The sequence below is a fragment of the Pseudomonas sp. R15(2017) genome, assembly GCF_002112685.1.
GTDB lineage: Bacteria > Pseudomonadota > Gammaproteobacteria > Pseudomonadales > Pseudomonadaceae > Aquipseudomonas > Aquipseudomonas glycinae.
Map to the genome: position 1 here is coordinate 196,041 of NZ_NEII01000003.1, position 14,230 is coordinate 210,270.

Consider the following 14,230-nt stretch of genomic DNA (forward strand, 5'->3'; position numbering starts at 1 on the left):
TCGCGCAGCTCCCGCACAGACGCTTCATTGCTGAGAAAAGGTCTGAAGATACGCCAACAAATTATCAATCTTCTCCTCGTCACTCAGCCCCCAGAAGATCATACGCGTGCCTGGCACCACGCCTTTCGGATCTTTCAGATACTTCGTCAGCGTTTCACGATCCCAGGTCAGGCCTGAGTTTTTCATCGCATCGGAATACACGTAATTCGCCGACGTCCCCGCCGGACGGCCGATGATGCCGTTGAGTTCGGGGCCGAATCCCGGGCGGGCAGATTCACCGACTTGATGACAACCGCCGCACAGACGCGGGAAGATTTTTGCGCCGGCCTCAGCGTCACCAGCAGCCAGAACGGGTGTGCTGAGCAGGCCAGCGTTGAGGATCAGGGCGAAAGTCAGTGCAGCGTTTTTCATCAGGGATTTCCAGGTCTTCGGCGGCGCCAAGGGTAATCCTGCGCGGTCACTTGCGCTACAGGTAGGCACCCACGACGTGGCGGACTTTGAGCAAGGCTTGACGCAGGGCAAGCATGTCCACCGATCCCAACGCCAGGCGAATTGCGTGGGGCACATGAGCAGACACGGTGAAGGGTTCTGCGGTGGTGACGGAAACCTGTTCGTGCATCAACTCGACCACGATATGGTCGGCCCGAACATCTTCCGGCAGCGGCAGCCAGAGGAAATACGAAGAGGGATGGCCGACAGTCGGCAGGCCTTCGAGAACCTGCGCGGCCAGAGCTTGCCGGGCCTGGGCGTCACTACGCTTTTGTGCTTCGAGCAGGGTGACGGTACCGTCGTCAAGCCAGCCGCAGGCGATGGCGGTCATTACCCCGGGGGTGTTCCAAGTGGTGGCGCGGATGATCCGCTCCAGTGCTGCCACCCGTTCGACCGGCGCGGCGATGAAGCCGACACGCAAGCCGGTGGCGATGTTTTTTGACAGGCCCGACACGTAGACCGTGCGCTCCGGCGCCAGATCGGCCAACGGCGGTGGTGGGCTATCGACCAGAAAGGCGTAGGCCGCATCTTCGATGATCGTCAGATCATGTCGGCGGGCAATCGCGATCAAACCCTCACGTTGTTCCAAAGGCATCACCCAGCCCAGTGGATTGTGCAGGGTCGGCATGCTGTACACCGCACGCACCGATCGTTGGCGGCAGAGTTTGTCGAGGGCCGTCAAATCGGGGCCCTGCTCATTCACGGGAATCGCCACCACTTCCAGGTGCAGCGCTTCGGCCAGCACTTTGAATCCGGAATAGGTCAAGGCGTCGGCGGCGATCACATCACCGGGCTTGAACAGCGCCATCAACGTGACTGCCAGCCCTTGCTGCGCGCCGTTGACGATCAGCACCTGCTCGGCCTCGACACTCAAGCCCCGGGTTTGCAGGTGCCGCGCCACCGAGGCCCTTTCATGCTGACGACCGGCGTGGGGCTGATAGCGCAGCAGCGCTTCGAGGTCGCCGGACAGCGCCAGCTGTCGCAACGCGGTGCGCAGCAACTCGGCCTGCCCCGGCAATGACGGGTAGTTGAAGTTCAGATCGATCATGCCCACCGCGACGTCTTTCTGGTCGATGCCCTGCCCCGGCAACAACGACGTTTCCCGCACAAACGTGCCGCGCCCGGCTTCGCCGCTGACCAGCCCCATCCCTTCAAGCTCGGCGTACACCCGCGAGGCTGTGACCAGCGCCAGCCCTTCGCTGGCTGCCAATTGCCGGTGAGTCGGCAAACGCGTCCCGGGCAACAGGCGGCCGGCGCGGATGTCAGCCGCAAAGGTGTCGACCAGGGTCTTGTAGCGGGAGCGCGGCATGTAGGGCTGTATCCATGACAATTTTTTGATTGTCTTGATTCTCAGCCCTAGGATCGATTCGACGCAACCCACCTCCGAGCGCCACACCCATGGAACGAACCTCTTACCTCGGCACCCCGGCTCTGGAAAAAACCAGCGGCTGGATCAATGGCTTCATCGGCGTCGTGATCTTCAGCGGCTCGTTGCCCGCCACGCGGCTGGCGGTGCTGGAGTTCGATCCGGTGTTCCTCACCGTCATCCGCGCGACCATCGCCGGCGCCCTGGCGCTGTGCCTGTTGTGGCTGTTTCGCGAGCGACGTCCGGCGCGGGATCAGTGGTTGTCGTTGTTGATTGTGGCGCTGGGCGTGGTCGTGGGTTTCCCGATGTTGACGGCCCTGGCGCTGCAATACGTGACGTCGGCGCATTCGATTGTATTCGTAGGATTGCTGCCACTGGCGACGGCGATTTTCGGCGTGCTGCGTGGCGGCGAACGGCCGCGTCCGGTGTTCTGGATTTTTTCGGTGCTGGGCAGTTCGCTGGTGGTCGGCTTCGCGATTTCGCAAGGCCTGACCGCTTCGCCCACCGGGGATCTGCTGATGCTGGCGGCGATTCTCGCCTGCGGCCTCGGTTACGCCGAAGGCGCCAAACTATCGCGCACCCTCGGCGGCTGGCAGGTGATTTGCTGGGCGCTGGTGCTGTCGTTGCCGGTGATGGCCGTGCTGAGTGTCTGGCTGGCGCCCGCCTCGTTCAGTGGTATCAGCCTGTCGGCGTGGGTGTGCCTGGCTTACGTTTCGCTGTTCAGCATGCTGATCGGTTTCGTGTTCTGGTATCGCGGGCTGGCTCAGGGCGGGATTGCGGCGGTCGGACAGTTGCAGTTGTTGCAGCCATTCTTCGGTCTGGCACTGGCCGCGACGTTGCTGCACGAGCATGTCAGCATGGGCATGCTGGTCGTCACGCTGGGGGTGATCCTGTGCGTGGCCGGGGCAAAGAAATTTGCCAGATAGTCTTCAGCTCGCACCGGCCTTCCATTCACGCGGGCTGAGCCCAGTCTTGCGCCGGAACGCCCGGGCCAGCGCCGAGGGACTTTCATAGCCGACCTCTTCGGCGATCAGGGCGATCGGCCGTCCCTCGCGCAGGCGTTTCTGCGCGAGGCTGATCCGCCAGTTCACCAGATAATCCACCGGCGTCTGCCCCACCACCCGCCGGAAATGTTCGGCAAAACCGGCGCGGGATAGATTGGCCGCGCTTGCCAGTTCGGCGACGCTCCAGGCCTTGGCCGGCTGCTCGTGCATCAGGTTCAAGGCTCGGGAAATCTTCGGATCGGCCAGCCCCGCCATCATGCCGGGCTGCTGGTTGCGACTGCTGATGAGGTGGCGCAGCAGCAGAATCACCAGCAATTCGAACAACCGGTCCATCACCGCTTCTCGCCCGCAATGGCCGTCGAAGGCTTCCTTGAACAGCCACTCCAAGGTGTTGGCCATTTCCGGCAGATCGGCGAGTTTCAGCACCAGGTAATCCGGCAGTGCCGCCGCCAGGGCATTGCCCGAGCCGCCGTCAAACGTCAGCGAAGCGCACACCAGTTGCGTGCCCATGGCTTCGTTGGCAAACAAGCGATGGGCCATGGGGCGAGGGAAAAAGATCAGGGTCGGTTCATTGAGCAAGAGTTCAGGATCGTTTCCCGGTTTGAGCAACAGCTCTCCCGCCTGGAGCAAATGCACATGCCCGCACACCTGATCGCCGCCGTAGGCGCTCACCCCACAAAACGTGCCACTGTGAAAGGTACCGGCATTGACACCGAAATGGCTGAGCAACGTGGAAAGGCGATCCATGGCTGATTCTCGCAAGGGCAGGTTTGGACGATCTGTCGCATATCCTCGACGATTTGCACCCAAAGCACCAGCCGCGCTCCGTAGCATTCACTCCATCCCCGGCGCACTTCGCACCGGACTTTCGGAGAATCACCATGAGCCGCATTGCCCCTCTCAGCCTCGAAACCGCCACCGACGCCACTCGCCCAGTGCTTGAAGGCGTGCAGAAAAAAATCGGCTTCCTGCCGAACCTGTTCAAGACCCTGGCCGTCGCACCTGTCGCGCTGGATGCCTACGTGCAAATCTCGGCAACCCTGGGCAAGACATCCCTGAGTGCCAAGGAAAAAGAAGCGGTGTACCTGGCCACCTCGCAAGTCAACGGTTGCGACTATTGCCTGGCGGCGCACACTCTGTTCGCCAGCAAGGCCGGGCTGGCAGCAGAAGAAATCGTCGAAGCGCGTCACGGTCGGCTGAATGCTTTCGCCACCCTGGCCCATCAACTGACCGAAACCCGTGGTCATCTGAGCGATGAGCAGATTGCCGCCGCCCGCGCCGCCGGCATCGACGACAAGAAAATCATCGAAGTGATCGCCATCGTCGCCGCGCAAACCCTCACCAACTACCTGAACAACGCGGCACTGACCGACATCGATTTCCCCGCCATCGAAAATCCAGCGTAATGCAAAAAACTGTGGGAGCGAGCTTGCTCGCGATGGCAGTGGATCAGTCAGCATCTTTGTCGATTGATACTCCGCCATCGCGAGCAAGCTCGCTCCCACATTGAATTTTGTACTGCGTCGGACGCGTCAGTCGTGATCGACCCCGGCGCGTTTCAGCAATTTCTTGCAGCGTTCGGACAGGTGAAACACCTGCAACTGCTTGCCCGCCTTGGCGTAGCGTTCGCGCAGGGTTTTCAGCGCGGCGATGGCCGAGTAATCGACAAAGCTCAGGTGCCGGCAATCCAGCGTCACCCGTTGCGGATCGCTGGACGGGTCGAATTGATTGAGGAACGGCGTGGTCGAGGCAAAAAACAGCGTGCCGTGCAGGCGATAGAGTTTGCTGCCGTCCGCTTCCAGATGCTCATCGGCGTAGAGCTCGCGCGCCTGCTGCCAGGCAAAATTCAGCGCGGCGATGATGATCCCGCACAGCACGGCCGTGGCCAGATCGGTAAACACCGTGATGGTCGTTACCGCGATGATCACCAGCACATCGTTGAGCGGCACTTTGTTCAGCACCCGCAACGAAGCCCAGGCAAACGTCTGTTGCGACACCACGAACATCACCCCCACCAGCGCCGCCAGCGGAATGCGCTCGATCAGCGGCGACAGAAACAGAATGAACAGCAGGATCAACACACCCGCCACCACGCCGGACAACCGTCCTCGCCCGCCGGAACTCAGATTGATCACGGTCTGGCCGATCATCGCGCAACCGCCCATGCCGCCGAATGCACCGGAGACCACGTTTGCCGCGCCCAGCGCCACGCATTCACGGTCCGGGTAGCCACGGGTTTCGGTGATTTCGTCGGTAAGGTTGAGGGTCAGCAGGGTTTCCAGCAGGCCGACCAGCGCCATCAGAATCGCGTAGGGGGCGATGATGCGCAGGGTGTCGAGATTCCAAGGGATGTCCGGTAGCGCAAACTTCGGCAGACCGCCGGCGATGTGCGCCATGTCGCCGAGGGTGCGGGTTGGCAGGCCGAACAGGTAAACCAGCAAACCGACGCCGAGGATCGCCACCAGTGCCGGCGGCACCGCGCGGGTCAGGCGCGGCAGGATGTAGACGATGGCCATGGTCAGCAGCACCAGCCCGGTCATCAGGTACAACGGCGTGCCGCTGAGCCACTGCTCGCCGCTCTTGAAATGCTCCAGTTGCGCCAGCGCAATGATGATCGCCAGGCCGTTGACGAACCCGAGCATCACCGGGTGCGGCACCATGCGCACCAGTTTGCCCAGTCGCAACAGCCCGAACGCCATCATGATCAAGCCGCCGAGCAACACCGTCGCCAACAGATATTGCACGCCGTGCTGCACCACCAGCGCGACGATCACCACCGCCATCGAACCCGCCGCCCCGGAGACCATGCCCGGCCGGCCACCGAACAGCGCGGTCAGCGTGCAAATGATGAAGGCGCCGTACAGGCCCATCAGCGGGTTGAGGTGGGCCACCAGCGCAAACGCAATGCATTCGGGCAACAGGGCAAACGAGGTGGTGAGTCCGGCCAGGACATCGGCGCGCAGACGAATCGGTTTCATGGCTTACCTGACAGAGCGGCCGACGGGCGCGGCCGCATGCATTGGCGCAAAAGAGCGCCGCGGAAAAAGAGGGTTGCGGATGTTACGCAAATGCACCGGCGTGGGCCAGTGATCGCTGACAGGAACGGGTTGGCGCTCTATGCTTGCACGCTTCATCGAGCAACGGGTTTGAACATGTCACCGCTATCCACTCGCGAAGTCTGCCAGCGCTTGCGCGATGCGGCGTTGGAGGTTTACGCGTTACAGCGTATTGCGCAGGAATACCGGCCTGGACAGATCTCGGTCGAGATCGACGGCTGGCGGCTGTTGCTCGACTTTGACGGTCAGCGCCTGCACCACTGTCTGCAATGTCGGAGCCCGGAAGATCGGGTGTGGCGACTCGACACGACTCAGCGTTTCGGCACCGACCCGGTCAGCCTGCTCAGCACCTGGGAGCTGGCGCAGATCGAGCGATTGCTGGCTCAGGTCGGCTGACCGGATCAGCCCTGCCGCAAGTCCAGCAGGTAGGTGTAATAGCCAGTGTCACGTATCCAACCGAGTGATTCGTACAATCCCTGGGCGGTGACATTGTCGGTGGCGGTTTCCAGCACCAGTCCCTTGGCGCCGGTTTCGACGGCGAAGTCGCGGGCGGTATTCATCAGCAATCGTCCGACTCCACGACCTCGGGCGGCCGGCGTGGTGAACAGATCGCTGAGCAACCACGTGCGATGGGCATCAATCGAGGAAAACGTCGGATACAGCTGGACGAATCCGAGCGCCTCACCGCTTTCATCCTCAACCAGAAAAATCGCCGATTCATTGCCGGCCATCCGCTCGGCAATAAAGGCTCGCGATTGCTCGAGGTTCGACGGCTGGCCATAAAAGCCGCGATAGGCGTCGAACAGCTTCGCCGCCGCGTCGAGGCGAGTCGTCGTGGCGCGCAGGGCCTGAAGGGTCATTGTGATTTTCCTGAGGTTACCGAAATTGAAACCAGCATAGCGCTGAGGAGCGAGTTCGCTGGCTTACTCGCTATATAGTTTTGTATATTACGAACCCGAAATGGCCAGACCTCCATGCCGTCCATGAGCAGCATCCGCGAACGCAACCAGCAACTGATCCTGGCCGCCGCCAGTGAAGAATTCGCCGCCAACGGCTTCGACGCGACCCAGACCCGCGACATCGCCGCCCGCGCCGGTGTGCCCAAGGCCAATCTTTATTACTACTTCCAGAGCAAGGAAAACCTCTACGGCAGAGTGCTGCTCGGCTTTGTCGAACCGTTGCTGGAAGCTTCGGCGGTGCTGCGCGAAAGCGATGACCCGCTGATCGGCATGCGCGCCTACATTGCCGCGCGCATCCGCATCGCCCGTGAGCATCCGGCGATCGCCAAGGTTTTCAGTGGTGAGTTGCTGCTCGGCGGCCGTCAGTTGCCCGACGAATGCCGCGACCTGCTGCATTGCGAAGCCCGGCGTAATGTCGAGTGCCTGCGCAGCTGGATCGACCGCGGGCTGCTGGCGCCGGTCGATCCAGAGCATTTGATGCTGTTCATCTGGTCGGCGACGCGCACCTACACCAACATCGGCTGGCAAATGGGGCGCATCACCGGGCGGGAGGTGCCGCAGGATGAGGATTATGCGGTGGCGGCGGAGACGATTACGCGGCTGGTGCTGGAGGGGGTCGTGGCTCCACGGAAGGGGGAAATCCGTGACGTGCTGTTTGCGACCTGAAGCGTCAGGGCATGAAATCCAGCGGAAGCGTGCGGTCGCCTTCCATCCGCTCGTACCATGCCTGGAACTGAGCAGGCAGGCGCTTTTTCCATTCCGGTACATTGGTGTAGTAACGGGCTCGCGTATGGCCCTCTTTTTCAGGCACCAACATCAGCACCCAGAAACGGTTACTGGCCGCACGCATCAGAATGGCCGCGTTCATATTGCCCAGCCCACGTACCCACATCTCGATGACCTCTGCATCAGGCACATCAACCGCCGGGTCGCCGACGGTCATCGTACTCGTACGGTCCACCAGTTTCTGATAATCACCCTTGAGCAGTTTATGCATCGCCTGATCCTCTTGCTGCGTACGAGCAAGTCCAAGGCTCAACAGGTTGTAATTCATCGATAGTGGTTTTTCAGACGCCACATAACGACCTGAATAAAAGACACCCATACCGGCACCGCAATCAACGTCATCGCCATTCTGTGTGACGTCCAGTACACCATTGATCGCTCGAAAAACAAGCGTGCAACTACCTTCTTCGAAACGGGCTTCACCACCGTTCAACACAGCAATACCTTCCAATTCACCAGAGTTGGCGCCCTCCTGTGCTGAAATCCCAAAGCGGATGTGTGTGGAGTCTTGACGCTTGATGATCACTTCGGATGCCGAGTTCACCCCGTGAGGAATCAACTGCCATGTGGCATCCCATGAGAACGTTCTGGTCGCATATTTCAGCTCAGTCAGGCGCATCAGATATTCACGATGCAAGCACGCCGGTTCAGCGCCACAAAGGCTGCGGTTCTTCAACCATGCTCTTTGATCAGCCTTGAGCGCTTGCGGGTCAGCCACCTGCGCCAACGCTGTCCGCCAGAGCGCCCCGAGTTTTTCATCGAGACTCGAGGTATACGGATCCGCACAAACGGCTTTTTCAACCGGACTGGAAGCTCCAGCACAGTCAAAACTGGCAGCGTGGGAGGTGGTAGCAAATACGAGAGACGTCAGCAGCAAGGCGTGACGGAGATTGAAAGCGAGCATCGACAGATTCCATTCCTGAGGCGGCGGCAGTATGCCGGGCCTGGGCTATTGATGCTCTGATTTTTCACCGGTTGCTGGCGGACAACCGGGCTCTTGTGCAAGAACGACTCAGAATCTGATTTCAGCCGCCGGCTTCACATCGATCCGCGCTACAGAACCGGTCAGTTGCGCCCAGTCCTTGTTGTGTTCGGCGATGATGTCTTCGGCGCTCATGTTGCCGTTGTCGACCGTCGTGTGGGCGTCGGCCGCCAGCTCCACGTCGTAGCCCAGCTGGTGGGCCTGACGCACGGTGGCGTTGACGCAGTAATCGGTTTGCATGCCGCAGATCACCAGGCGGTCGAAGTCTTCCCGGGGAATCAGTTTCTGCAGGTTGGTCTGGTAGAACGAGTCGTTGGCGGTCTTGTCGACGCGCAGATCGCCGGGCGCGGTGTTCAGGCCTTCAGCCAATTGCCAGCCTTCGGCACCGTGAGCGAACGGGCTGTCCTTTTCGTTGTGCTGAATCAGCACCACTGGCACACCTGATTGACGCGCGCGGGCGCTGAGGCCGTTGATGGTATCGATCACCCGTTTGATGTCGTGGCACTCGTATTCGCCTGTGCACAGGGCGCGCTGGACATCGATGATCAGCAATGCGGTGGTCATGGTGAGCCTTCCTTGATCGGTCCTTGAGACAGGGGCGGACGTGTGCCCGCCCCCTTTTTACTCCGCTCAGTAACCCAATGACAACCCGGTGTTGCGCCGTGGGTCGTTGGCACCGTAAAAGCGGTTCTTGCCGACCGGTTTGCCACCCAGCGATGGTGCGCCGACCAGAATCGCGGCGATGTGGTTGGCGTCTTGCGGGCCCGCGAACTTGTGGCCCCAGCTCTCGAGAATCTTCTTCGTGTCGGGGCTGGCGGCGAAGTCTTCGAGGTTGGTTTCCTCCGGCATCCACTGCTGGTGGAAACGCGGCGCGTCGACCGCTTCCTGAAGTCCCATACCGTAGTCGATGACGTTGAGCATGGTCAGCAACGTCGCGGTAATGATGCGACTGCCGCCCGGCGTACCGACCACCATCACCACTTTGCCGTCCTTGGTGACAATTGTCGGGCTCATCGAGGACAGCGGCGCCTTGCCCGGAGCAATGGCGTTGGCCTCGCCCTGCACCAGGCCGTACATGTTCGGCACGCCGACCTTGGAGGTGAAGTCGTCCATTTCATCGTTGAGGATCACTCCGGTCTTGCTCGCCATCACGCCGGCGCCGAACCAGTCGTTGAGGGTGTAGGTGACCGAGACCGCGTTGCCCCATTTGTCGACGATCGAGTAGTGCGTGGTGTTGCTGCCTTCATGGGGCGCGACGCCGGGCTTGAGTTCCGCCGACACGCCGGCCTTCTGCGGCTGGATCGCGTCACGCAGTTTGGTCGCGTAGTTCTTGTCCAGCAGGTGTTCGATCGGGTTTTTCACGAAATCCGGGTCGCCCAGATAACTGTTGCGATCCACGTATGCGTGGCGCATCGCCTCGATCTGGTAATGCATGCCCTGGGCCGAATGGAAGCCCAGATCCTTCATCGGATAGCCTTCGAGAATGTTCATGATCTGGCAGATCACGACGCCGCCGGAGCTTGGCGGCGGTGCCGATACCACGTGATAACCGCGATAGTCGCACTCCACCGGGGCCAATTCGCGGGTCTTGTACTTGTCGAGGTCGGCCTGGGTGATGATGCCCTTGTTGGCCTGACTGGACGTGACGATAGCATCGGCCACCCAGCCTTTGTAGAAGCCGTCGGCGCCTTTTTCGGAAATGGTGCGCAAGGTTTTACCCAGATCCTTCTGCACCAGTTTCTGCCCGACCTGCATCGGCTCGCCGTTGCTCAAAAAGATCGCACCGGAATCCTTGATGTCCTTCTTGAACACGTCGGTGGCGTATTCCAGCAGCTCAACGTCGCCCTGCTCCAGCGCAAAACCGTCTTCGGCCAGTTTGATGGCCGGGGCAATCATTTCCTTGCGCGGTTTGGTGCCGTACTTGCTCAGCGCCAGCTCCATGCCGGACACGGTGCCCGGAACGCCCACCGCGAGGTGGCCACGGGTACTCAGGTCCGGAATGACGTTGCCGTCCTTGTCGAGATACATGTTGGCCGTCGCGGCCAGCGGGGCTTTTTCGCGGAAATCGAGGAAGGTCTTGCGTCCGTCCGCCAGTTGAATGGTCATGAAACCACCACCACCGAGGTTGCCCGCCGCCGGGTAAACCACCGCCAGTGCATAACCCACGGCGACCGCCGCATCCACCGCGTTGCCGCCACTTTTCAATACGTCGACGCCCACGTGAGTGGCCAGGTGCTGGGCGGTGACCACCATGCCGTTTTCGGCGGCGACCGGAGCAACCGAGGCGGCGTGAGCCATCAGGCAACTGAGCGCCAATGAGGTCGCCATCAGCGATTTGGCAAAAGGTTCGTACTTCATGAGTCGGTCTCTTCTTTTTATAAGGTAGGAAAGCGCTTCAAGAGCATCAGCCAGTATGGTCGTGATTGCGGTTTGCGCCTCCCCGATCCGGCAGTATGCTGGGCGCAGTTTTCACCCCCGTCCCGGAGTTCTACCCATGACCTACACGTTCATCACCCTGCCCTCGCCCGTCGGCGAGTTGAAGCTGGTCGCGAACGGCTCACGTCTGGCCGCCATCCTCTGGGAAAACGACAAACCGAACCGGGTGCGCCTCGGGCCAATGAGCGAGGCACCGGACAACCCGGTATTGATGAAAGCCGCGCGACAGCTGGAAGAATATTTTGCAGGAACGCGAAACGCGTTCGATCTGGAGCTGGACTTTGCCGGCACCGAATTCCAGAAAAAGGTCTGGGCCGCGTTGCTGACCATTCCGTTTGGCGAAACCCGGACCTACAGCCAGATCGCCGAACAGATCGGCCACCCGAGCGCGGTGCGTGCCGTTGGCGCGGCGAACGGGCGCAATCCGATCTCGATCATTGCACCGTGCCATCGAGTCATCGGCGCCTCAGGAAAACTGACCGGGTTTGCCGGAGGCCTGGAAGCCAAGGAGCGCTTGCTGACTCTGGAGGGTGGCCAGTGGTCGGACATCGGTAAAACCGGCGATCTGTTTTAACCGCCGAACAGGTTATTCATCGCCGCGTACTGCAGCAGCATGATGGTCTTGGCATCGCAGATTTCACCCCGCTGGAACGCCGCCAGCGCGTCGTCGAAACGCCACTCCAGCACTTCAAGTTCTTCTGTTTCCTCTTCCAGACCGCCCCCTTCACTGACCTTTGACGAGGCATCGTACTCGGCGATGAAAAAGTGCAGTTTCTCAGTCACCGAGCCGGGGCTCATGTAGGCCTCGAACACCTTCTTCACGTCATGCACGCGATAACCGGTTTCCTCCTCCGCCTCGTCGCGGATGCGCTGCTCCGGCGCCGCGCCCTCAAGCAATCCCGCCGCCACTTCGATCAGCAATCCGTCGTGACCGTTGACGAATACCGGCAGGCGGAACTGCCGGGTCAGCACCACGGTGCGTTGCTCGCGGTTGAACAGCAGAATTGCCGCACCATTGCCACGGTCGTAGACCTCGCGCGTCTGACGCTGCCAGTCACCGTTGTTACGGTGATAGTCGAAGGTGATTTTCTTGAGCAGATACCAGTCGTGGGACAACACCTGGGTATCGACGATGTTGACCCGCTCGGCTGTGTTGGACATGACGCCTGATCCTTTTTTGTCATCGGAAGATGGCCATGGTAGGTGAAATAATGCGAACCGCCGACGAAAAAAGCCCGGCAGCGCTACCGGGCTTTTCCTTCACTGACTACTGATGAGCGACGTTCACCGTTGCGGCATCAGTGCCCTGCGCCGCAGACGGCGCCCCGTGAATCAGTGGTCCATAACGCCGACTGAATTCCCAGTTGTACGGCACGCGATCCTTGCTGGTGCCGTTGTCCCAGTTCACCGACCAGGTCATCAGGCCCTTGATCGGATGCCCTTTGACCGCCAGGCGTTTCATCGCGTTGCCGACCACGGTTTTGTCGATCACGTAACCGGTGGCAGCAGCATCGACGTTGGACGGCAGGCCGATGACGAACTTGTCCGCCGGGATCTTCGTAAAACCGCGAGTGCCGGTGACCAGGCTCTCGGTCAGGTAATAGAGGAAGTCCTCTTTCATCGCGTCGTTGTTCTGAGCGATCCACGCCCCGTTGCCGTTATTGGCCTCCGGCACCCAGACCCCGTCGCCACCCTGGTTGTAGAACTGCGGAGCGATGAAGTCGTAATAGCCTTCCAGCGCCTGCAGATAACCGACGTATTTGCCGGAGGTGGTCAGGTACGGGAACTCCGGCGCCATGCTGATGATGAAATGCTTGCCCTGGCCGGCGTAGTGATCCTTGACCAGTTTCAGCGCGGCCGGCAGGACGGTCTTGTTGGCAGCGAAATCAATCGCGCTCTGCTCAAGATCGATGTCCAGGCCATCAAAACCGTAGGTTTCCACCAGACGGATGATTTCATTGGCCAGCGGTTGCTCCTGACCGGCGCGCAATTCGATGTGCGCATCGGCACCGCCCAGTGAAATCAGCACGGCCCGTCCCTGACTGTTGAGCACGCCGACCTGACGGCGAAACTCGGCATCGGAGACGTTGAACGGCTTGAAGGTCGGAATCCCGCTGCCCGTCATGAAGGCCACCGCAACCACGTTGTATTCCTTGGGCACGTTTTCCAGGGTGATGTTGGCGAACTGGCCGCGCTGGTAACCATCGCTCGGGCCGGCCGGCCAGTTGTGCCAGAAGCCCATGAGGATCTTCTTGCCGGCAAGGCTCGGCATCAGCGACGCGGCGTCGCTGGCCTGGCTTTTCAATAGGGTAAAGTCGATGTTTGACATGTTCTAATCCTTCAGAACGTGTGAGTTTGACGTTGCGGGCTTATTTGAAGTCCATATCGAAGGCCTGATAGAAGGCGTTGCCGGTGTTGGCGACGATCCACATCAGGACGATGACGTGATGCCCGTGCTTGTTGTCCGGCAGTTTCACCGCGTGATTGACCTTGGCTTTCAATTCCGCCGCATGACTGTAGTACGGCACTTGCAGATAGAAATCCTCGGCGAACGGTTGAGCCTCCAGTTGCGCTCGGGTGATGCGTTGTTTCGGGTCCCAGCCATCCTTGGTGATCAGCCAGCGGTAACCGCGGGTGGTGTGCGGGGCGGTGTACTCCCACTTGACCTCAAGGGTCTGGCCAGGCGTGACATTGAGCAGCGGCCAGGAGAACGGACGCCCGAGCTTCTTGCTCATTTCTTCTGCGGTGAAGTTCACGCAGTCACGTGCGTCGTTTTTGCCGCCGCTGAGAATATAGCCGTCAGCCGGCGGCACGACGCTCGGATTGTCGCTTTCGAACGGCGCGGGGAACGGGCCGGCTGCCAGCGCCGGAAAGTTCTTGCCACCTTCCATTTCGTTGACCTGCCAGCCACCGAGCAATCCTTGCTCGATGGCCACCGCACCGCGGCTTGCAGGGGAGATGACGCGACCGTGTCGCAGTTGGGTTTGAGCTTGTGGTTGGTTCATGTTTTTCACTCCGTTGATTTAAGAACTCTCCTGTCCGAGGAGAGGCCTTCAAGCTAACGGAGGGGGATTTTTTGTCCATCGGCGGTTTTGTCGCAGTCTGCCTTGGCGAAACTCGAAAAACGCCGAAAACACTGTATATAAACACAG

The 14,230-nt window shown here is 60.5% G+C and carries 15 protein-coding genes and 1 pseudogene; 5 read left to right on the forward strand and 11 right to left on the reverse strand.

Annotated features, from left to right (window positions below; translation table 11 throughout):
* Window positions 1-24: 24 nt before the first annotated feature.
* Window positions 25-411 (reverse strand): cytochrome c family protein, encoded by a 387-nt coding sequence (locus CAF77_RS07825; protein ID WP_064384071.1) that lies wholly within the window; start codon window positions 409-411, stop codon window positions 25-27.
* Window positions 412-466: 55 nt separating this feature from the next.
* Window positions 467-1,798, reverse strand: coding sequence for a PLP-dependent aminotransferase family protein (locus tag CAF77_RS07830; protein WP_085654282.1), 1,332 nt, complete (start codon window positions 1,796-1,798; stop codon window positions 467-469).
* Between the two features lie 89 nt (window positions 1,799-1,887).
* On the opposite strand from CAF77_RS07830, the gene CAF77_RS07835 reads away from it, so the two are divergent.
* The gene (locus CAF77_RS07835; protein WP_085654283.1) at window positions 1,888-2,781 is read left to right on the forward strand and encodes a DMT family transporter; all 894 of its coding nucleotides are present in this window, start codon (window positions 1,888-1,890) and stop codon (window positions 2,779-2,781) included.
* A gap of 3 nt (window positions 2,782-2,784) precedes the next feature.
* On the opposite strand, the gene CAF77_RS07840 is transcribed toward CAF77_RS07835, so the two are convergent.
* Complete coding sequence (locus CAF77_RS07840; RefSeq protein WP_064380638.1) at window positions 2,785-3,606, reverse strand: AraC family transcriptional regulator; 822 nt, start codon at window positions 3,604-3,606, stop codon at window positions 2,785-2,787.
* A gap of 134 nt (window positions 3,607-3,740) precedes the next feature.
* Here CAF77_RS07840 and CAF77_RS07845 point away from each other — a divergent pair, with 134 nt between their 5' ends.
* Window positions 3,741-4,265, forward strand: a complete 525-nt coding sequence (locus tag CAF77_RS07845) for a carboxymuconolactone decarboxylase family protein (RefSeq protein ID WP_064380639.1) — start codon at window positions 3,741-3,743, stop codon at window positions 4,263-4,265.
* Between the two features lie 126 nt (window positions 4,266-4,391).
* Here the strand turns inward: CAF77_RS07845 and CAF77_RS07850 are convergent, their stop codons facing one another.
* On the reverse strand, window positions 4,392-5,837 hold the full coding sequence (locus tag CAF77_RS07850) for a SulP family inorganic anion transporter (RefSeq protein WP_064380641.1): 1,446 nt from the start codon (window positions 5,835-5,837) through the stop codon (window positions 4,392-4,394).
* A gap of 174 nt (window positions 5,838-6,011) precedes the next feature.
* Between CAF77_RS07850 and CAF77_RS07855 the strand changes: the two genes are divergently transcribed.
* Complete coding sequence (locus CAF77_RS07855) at window positions 6,012-6,311, forward strand: hypothetical protein (protein WP_064384072.1); 300 nt, start codon at window positions 6,012-6,014, stop codon at window positions 6,309-6,311.
* A 5-nt stretch (window positions 6,312-6,316) separates the two neighbouring features.
* Here CAF77_RS07855 and CAF77_RS07860 read toward each other — a convergent pair whose 3' ends face one another.
* Window positions 6,317-6,775 (reverse strand): GNAT family N-acetyltransferase, encoded by a 459-nt coding sequence (locus tag CAF77_RS07860; RefSeq protein ID WP_064380643.1) that lies wholly within the window; start codon window positions 6,773-6,775, stop codon window positions 6,317-6,319.
* Between the two features lie 123 nt (window positions 6,776-6,898).
* On the opposite strand from CAF77_RS07860, the gene CAF77_RS07865 reads away from it, so the two are divergent.
* Window positions 6,899-7,540: a TetR/AcrR family transcriptional regulator gene (locus tag CAF77_RS07865; RefSeq protein ID WP_064384073.1), complete on the forward strand. Its 642-nt coding sequence runs from the start codon at window positions 6,899-6,901 to the stop codon at window positions 7,538-7,540.
* A gap of 4 nt (window positions 7,541-7,544) precedes the next feature.
* Here the strand turns inward: CAF77_RS07865 and CAF77_RS07870 are convergent, their stop codons facing one another.
* The 3 genes from CAF77_RS07870 to ggt all read right to left on the reverse strand — a co-directional run bounded on the left by CAF77_RS07870 (window position 7,545) and on the right by ggt (window position 11,000).
* Window positions 7,545-8,564, reverse strand: a complete 1,020-nt coding sequence (locus CAF77_RS07870; protein WP_064380645.1) for a lysozyme inhibitor LprI family protein — start codon at window positions 8,562-8,564, stop codon at window positions 7,545-7,547.
* A gap of 108 nt (window positions 8,565-8,672) precedes the next feature.
* On the reverse strand, window positions 8,673-9,206 hold the full coding sequence (locus CAF77_RS07875) for a cysteine hydrolase family protein (protein WP_064380647.1): 534 nt from the start codon (window positions 9,204-9,206) through the stop codon (window positions 8,673-8,675).
* A 66-nt stretch (window positions 9,207-9,272) separates the two neighbouring features.
* Window positions 9,273-11,000, reverse strand: a complete 1,728-nt coding sequence (gene ggt, locus CAF77_RS07880; RefSeq protein WP_064380649.1) for a gamma-glutamyltransferase — start codon at window positions 10,998-11,000, stop codon at window positions 9,273-9,275.
* Window positions 11,001-11,136: 136 nt separating this feature from the next.
* On the opposite strand from ggt, the gene CAF77_RS07885 reads away from it, so the two are divergent.
* Window positions 11,137-11,652, forward strand: coding sequence for a methylated-DNA--[protein]-cysteine S-methyltransferase (locus CAF77_RS07885; RefSeq protein WP_064380651.1), 516 nt, complete (start codon window positions 11,137-11,139; stop codon window positions 11,650-11,652).
* Here CAF77_RS07885 and CAF77_RS07890 read toward each other — a convergent pair.
* The 3 genes and pseudogenes from CAF77_RS07890 to CAF77_RS07900 form a co-directional block, all read right to left on the reverse strand.
* A complete protein-coding gene (locus CAF77_RS07890; protein ID WP_064380653.1) occupies window positions 11,649-12,239 on the reverse strand; it encodes an NUDIX domain-containing protein in 591 nt (196 codons plus the stop codon). The genes CAF77_RS07885 and CAF77_RS07890 overlap by 4 nt on opposite strands.
* 142 nt (window positions 12,240-12,381) lie before the next feature.
* A pseudogene (locus tag CAF77_RS07895) lies at window positions 12,382-13,407 on the reverse strand (chitinase); the annotation flags it as partial.
* 40 nt (window positions 13,408-13,447) lie between these two features.
* Entirely contained in the window at window positions 13,448-14,083 is a 636-nt protein-coding gene (locus tag CAF77_RS07900; RefSeq protein ID WP_085654284.1) for a lytic polysaccharide monooxygenase auxiliary activity family 9 protein, read from the reverse strand.
* Window positions 14,084-14,230: the final 147 nt, after the last annotated feature.

What these genes read in the sequence shown, in the direction of transcription:
- CAF77_RS07825 (WP_064384071.1), bottom strand. Translation starts at nt 411, where the DNA reads ATGAAAAACGCTGCACTGACTTTCGCCCTGATCCTCAACGCTGGCCTG.
- CAF77_RS07850 (WP_064380641.1), bottom strand. Translation starts at nt 5,837, where the DNA reads ATGAAACCGATTCGTCTGCGCGCCGATGTCCTGGCCGGACTCACCACC.
- CAF77_RS07840 (WP_064380638.1), bottom strand. Translation starts at nt 3,606, where the DNA reads ATGGATCGCCTTTCCACGTTGCTCAGCCATTTCGGTGTCAATGCCGGT.
- CAF77_RS07865 (WP_064384073.1), top strand. Translation starts at nt 6,899, where the DNA reads ATGAGCAGCATCCGCGAACGCAACCAGCAACTGATCCTGGCCGCCGCC.
- CAF77_RS07900 (WP_085654284.1), bottom strand. Translation starts at nt 14,083, where the DNA reads ATGAACCAACCACAAGCTCAAACCCAACTGCGACACGGTCGCGTCATC.
- CAF77_RS07830 (WP_085654282.1), bottom strand. Translation starts at nt 1,798, where the DNA reads ATGCCGCGCTCCCGCTACAAGACCCTGGTCGACACCTTTGCGGCTGAC.
- ggt (WP_064380649.1), bottom strand. Translation starts at nt 11,000, where the DNA reads ATGAAGTACGAACCTTTTGCCAAATCGCTGATGGCGACCTCATTGGCG.
- CAF77_RS07885 (WP_064380651.1), top strand. Translation starts at nt 11,137, where the DNA reads ATGACCTACACGTTCATCACCCTGCCCTCGCCCGTCGGCGAGTTGAAG.
- CAF77_RS07835 (WP_085654283.1), top strand. Translation starts at nt 1,888, where the DNA reads ATGGAACGAACCTCTTACCTCGGCACCCCGGCTCTGGAAAAAACCAGC.
- CAF77_RS07870 (WP_064380645.1), bottom strand. Translation starts at nt 8,564, where the DNA reads ATGCTCGCTTTCAATCTCCGTCACGCCTTGCTGCTGACGTCTCTCGTA.
- CAF77_RS07855 (WP_064384072.1), top strand. Translation starts at nt 6,012, where the DNA reads ATGTCACCGCTATCCACTCGCGAAGTCTGCCAGCGCTTGCGCGATGCG.
- CAF77_RS07860 (WP_064380643.1), bottom strand. Translation starts at nt 6,775, where the DNA reads ATGACCCTTCAGGCCCTGCGCGCCACGACGACTCGCCTCGACGCGGCG.
- CAF77_RS07890 (WP_064380653.1), bottom strand. Translation starts at nt 12,239, where the DNA reads ATGTCCAACACAGCCGAGCGGGTCAACATCGTCGATACCCAGGTGTTG.
- CAF77_RS07875 (WP_064380647.1), bottom strand. Translation starts at nt 9,206, where the DNA reads ATGACCACCGCATTGCTGATCATCGATGTCCAGCGCGCCCTGTGCACA.
- CAF77_RS07845 (WP_064380639.1), top strand. Translation starts at nt 3,741, where the DNA reads ATGAGCCGCATTGCCCCTCTCAGCCTCGAAACCGCCACCGACGCCACT.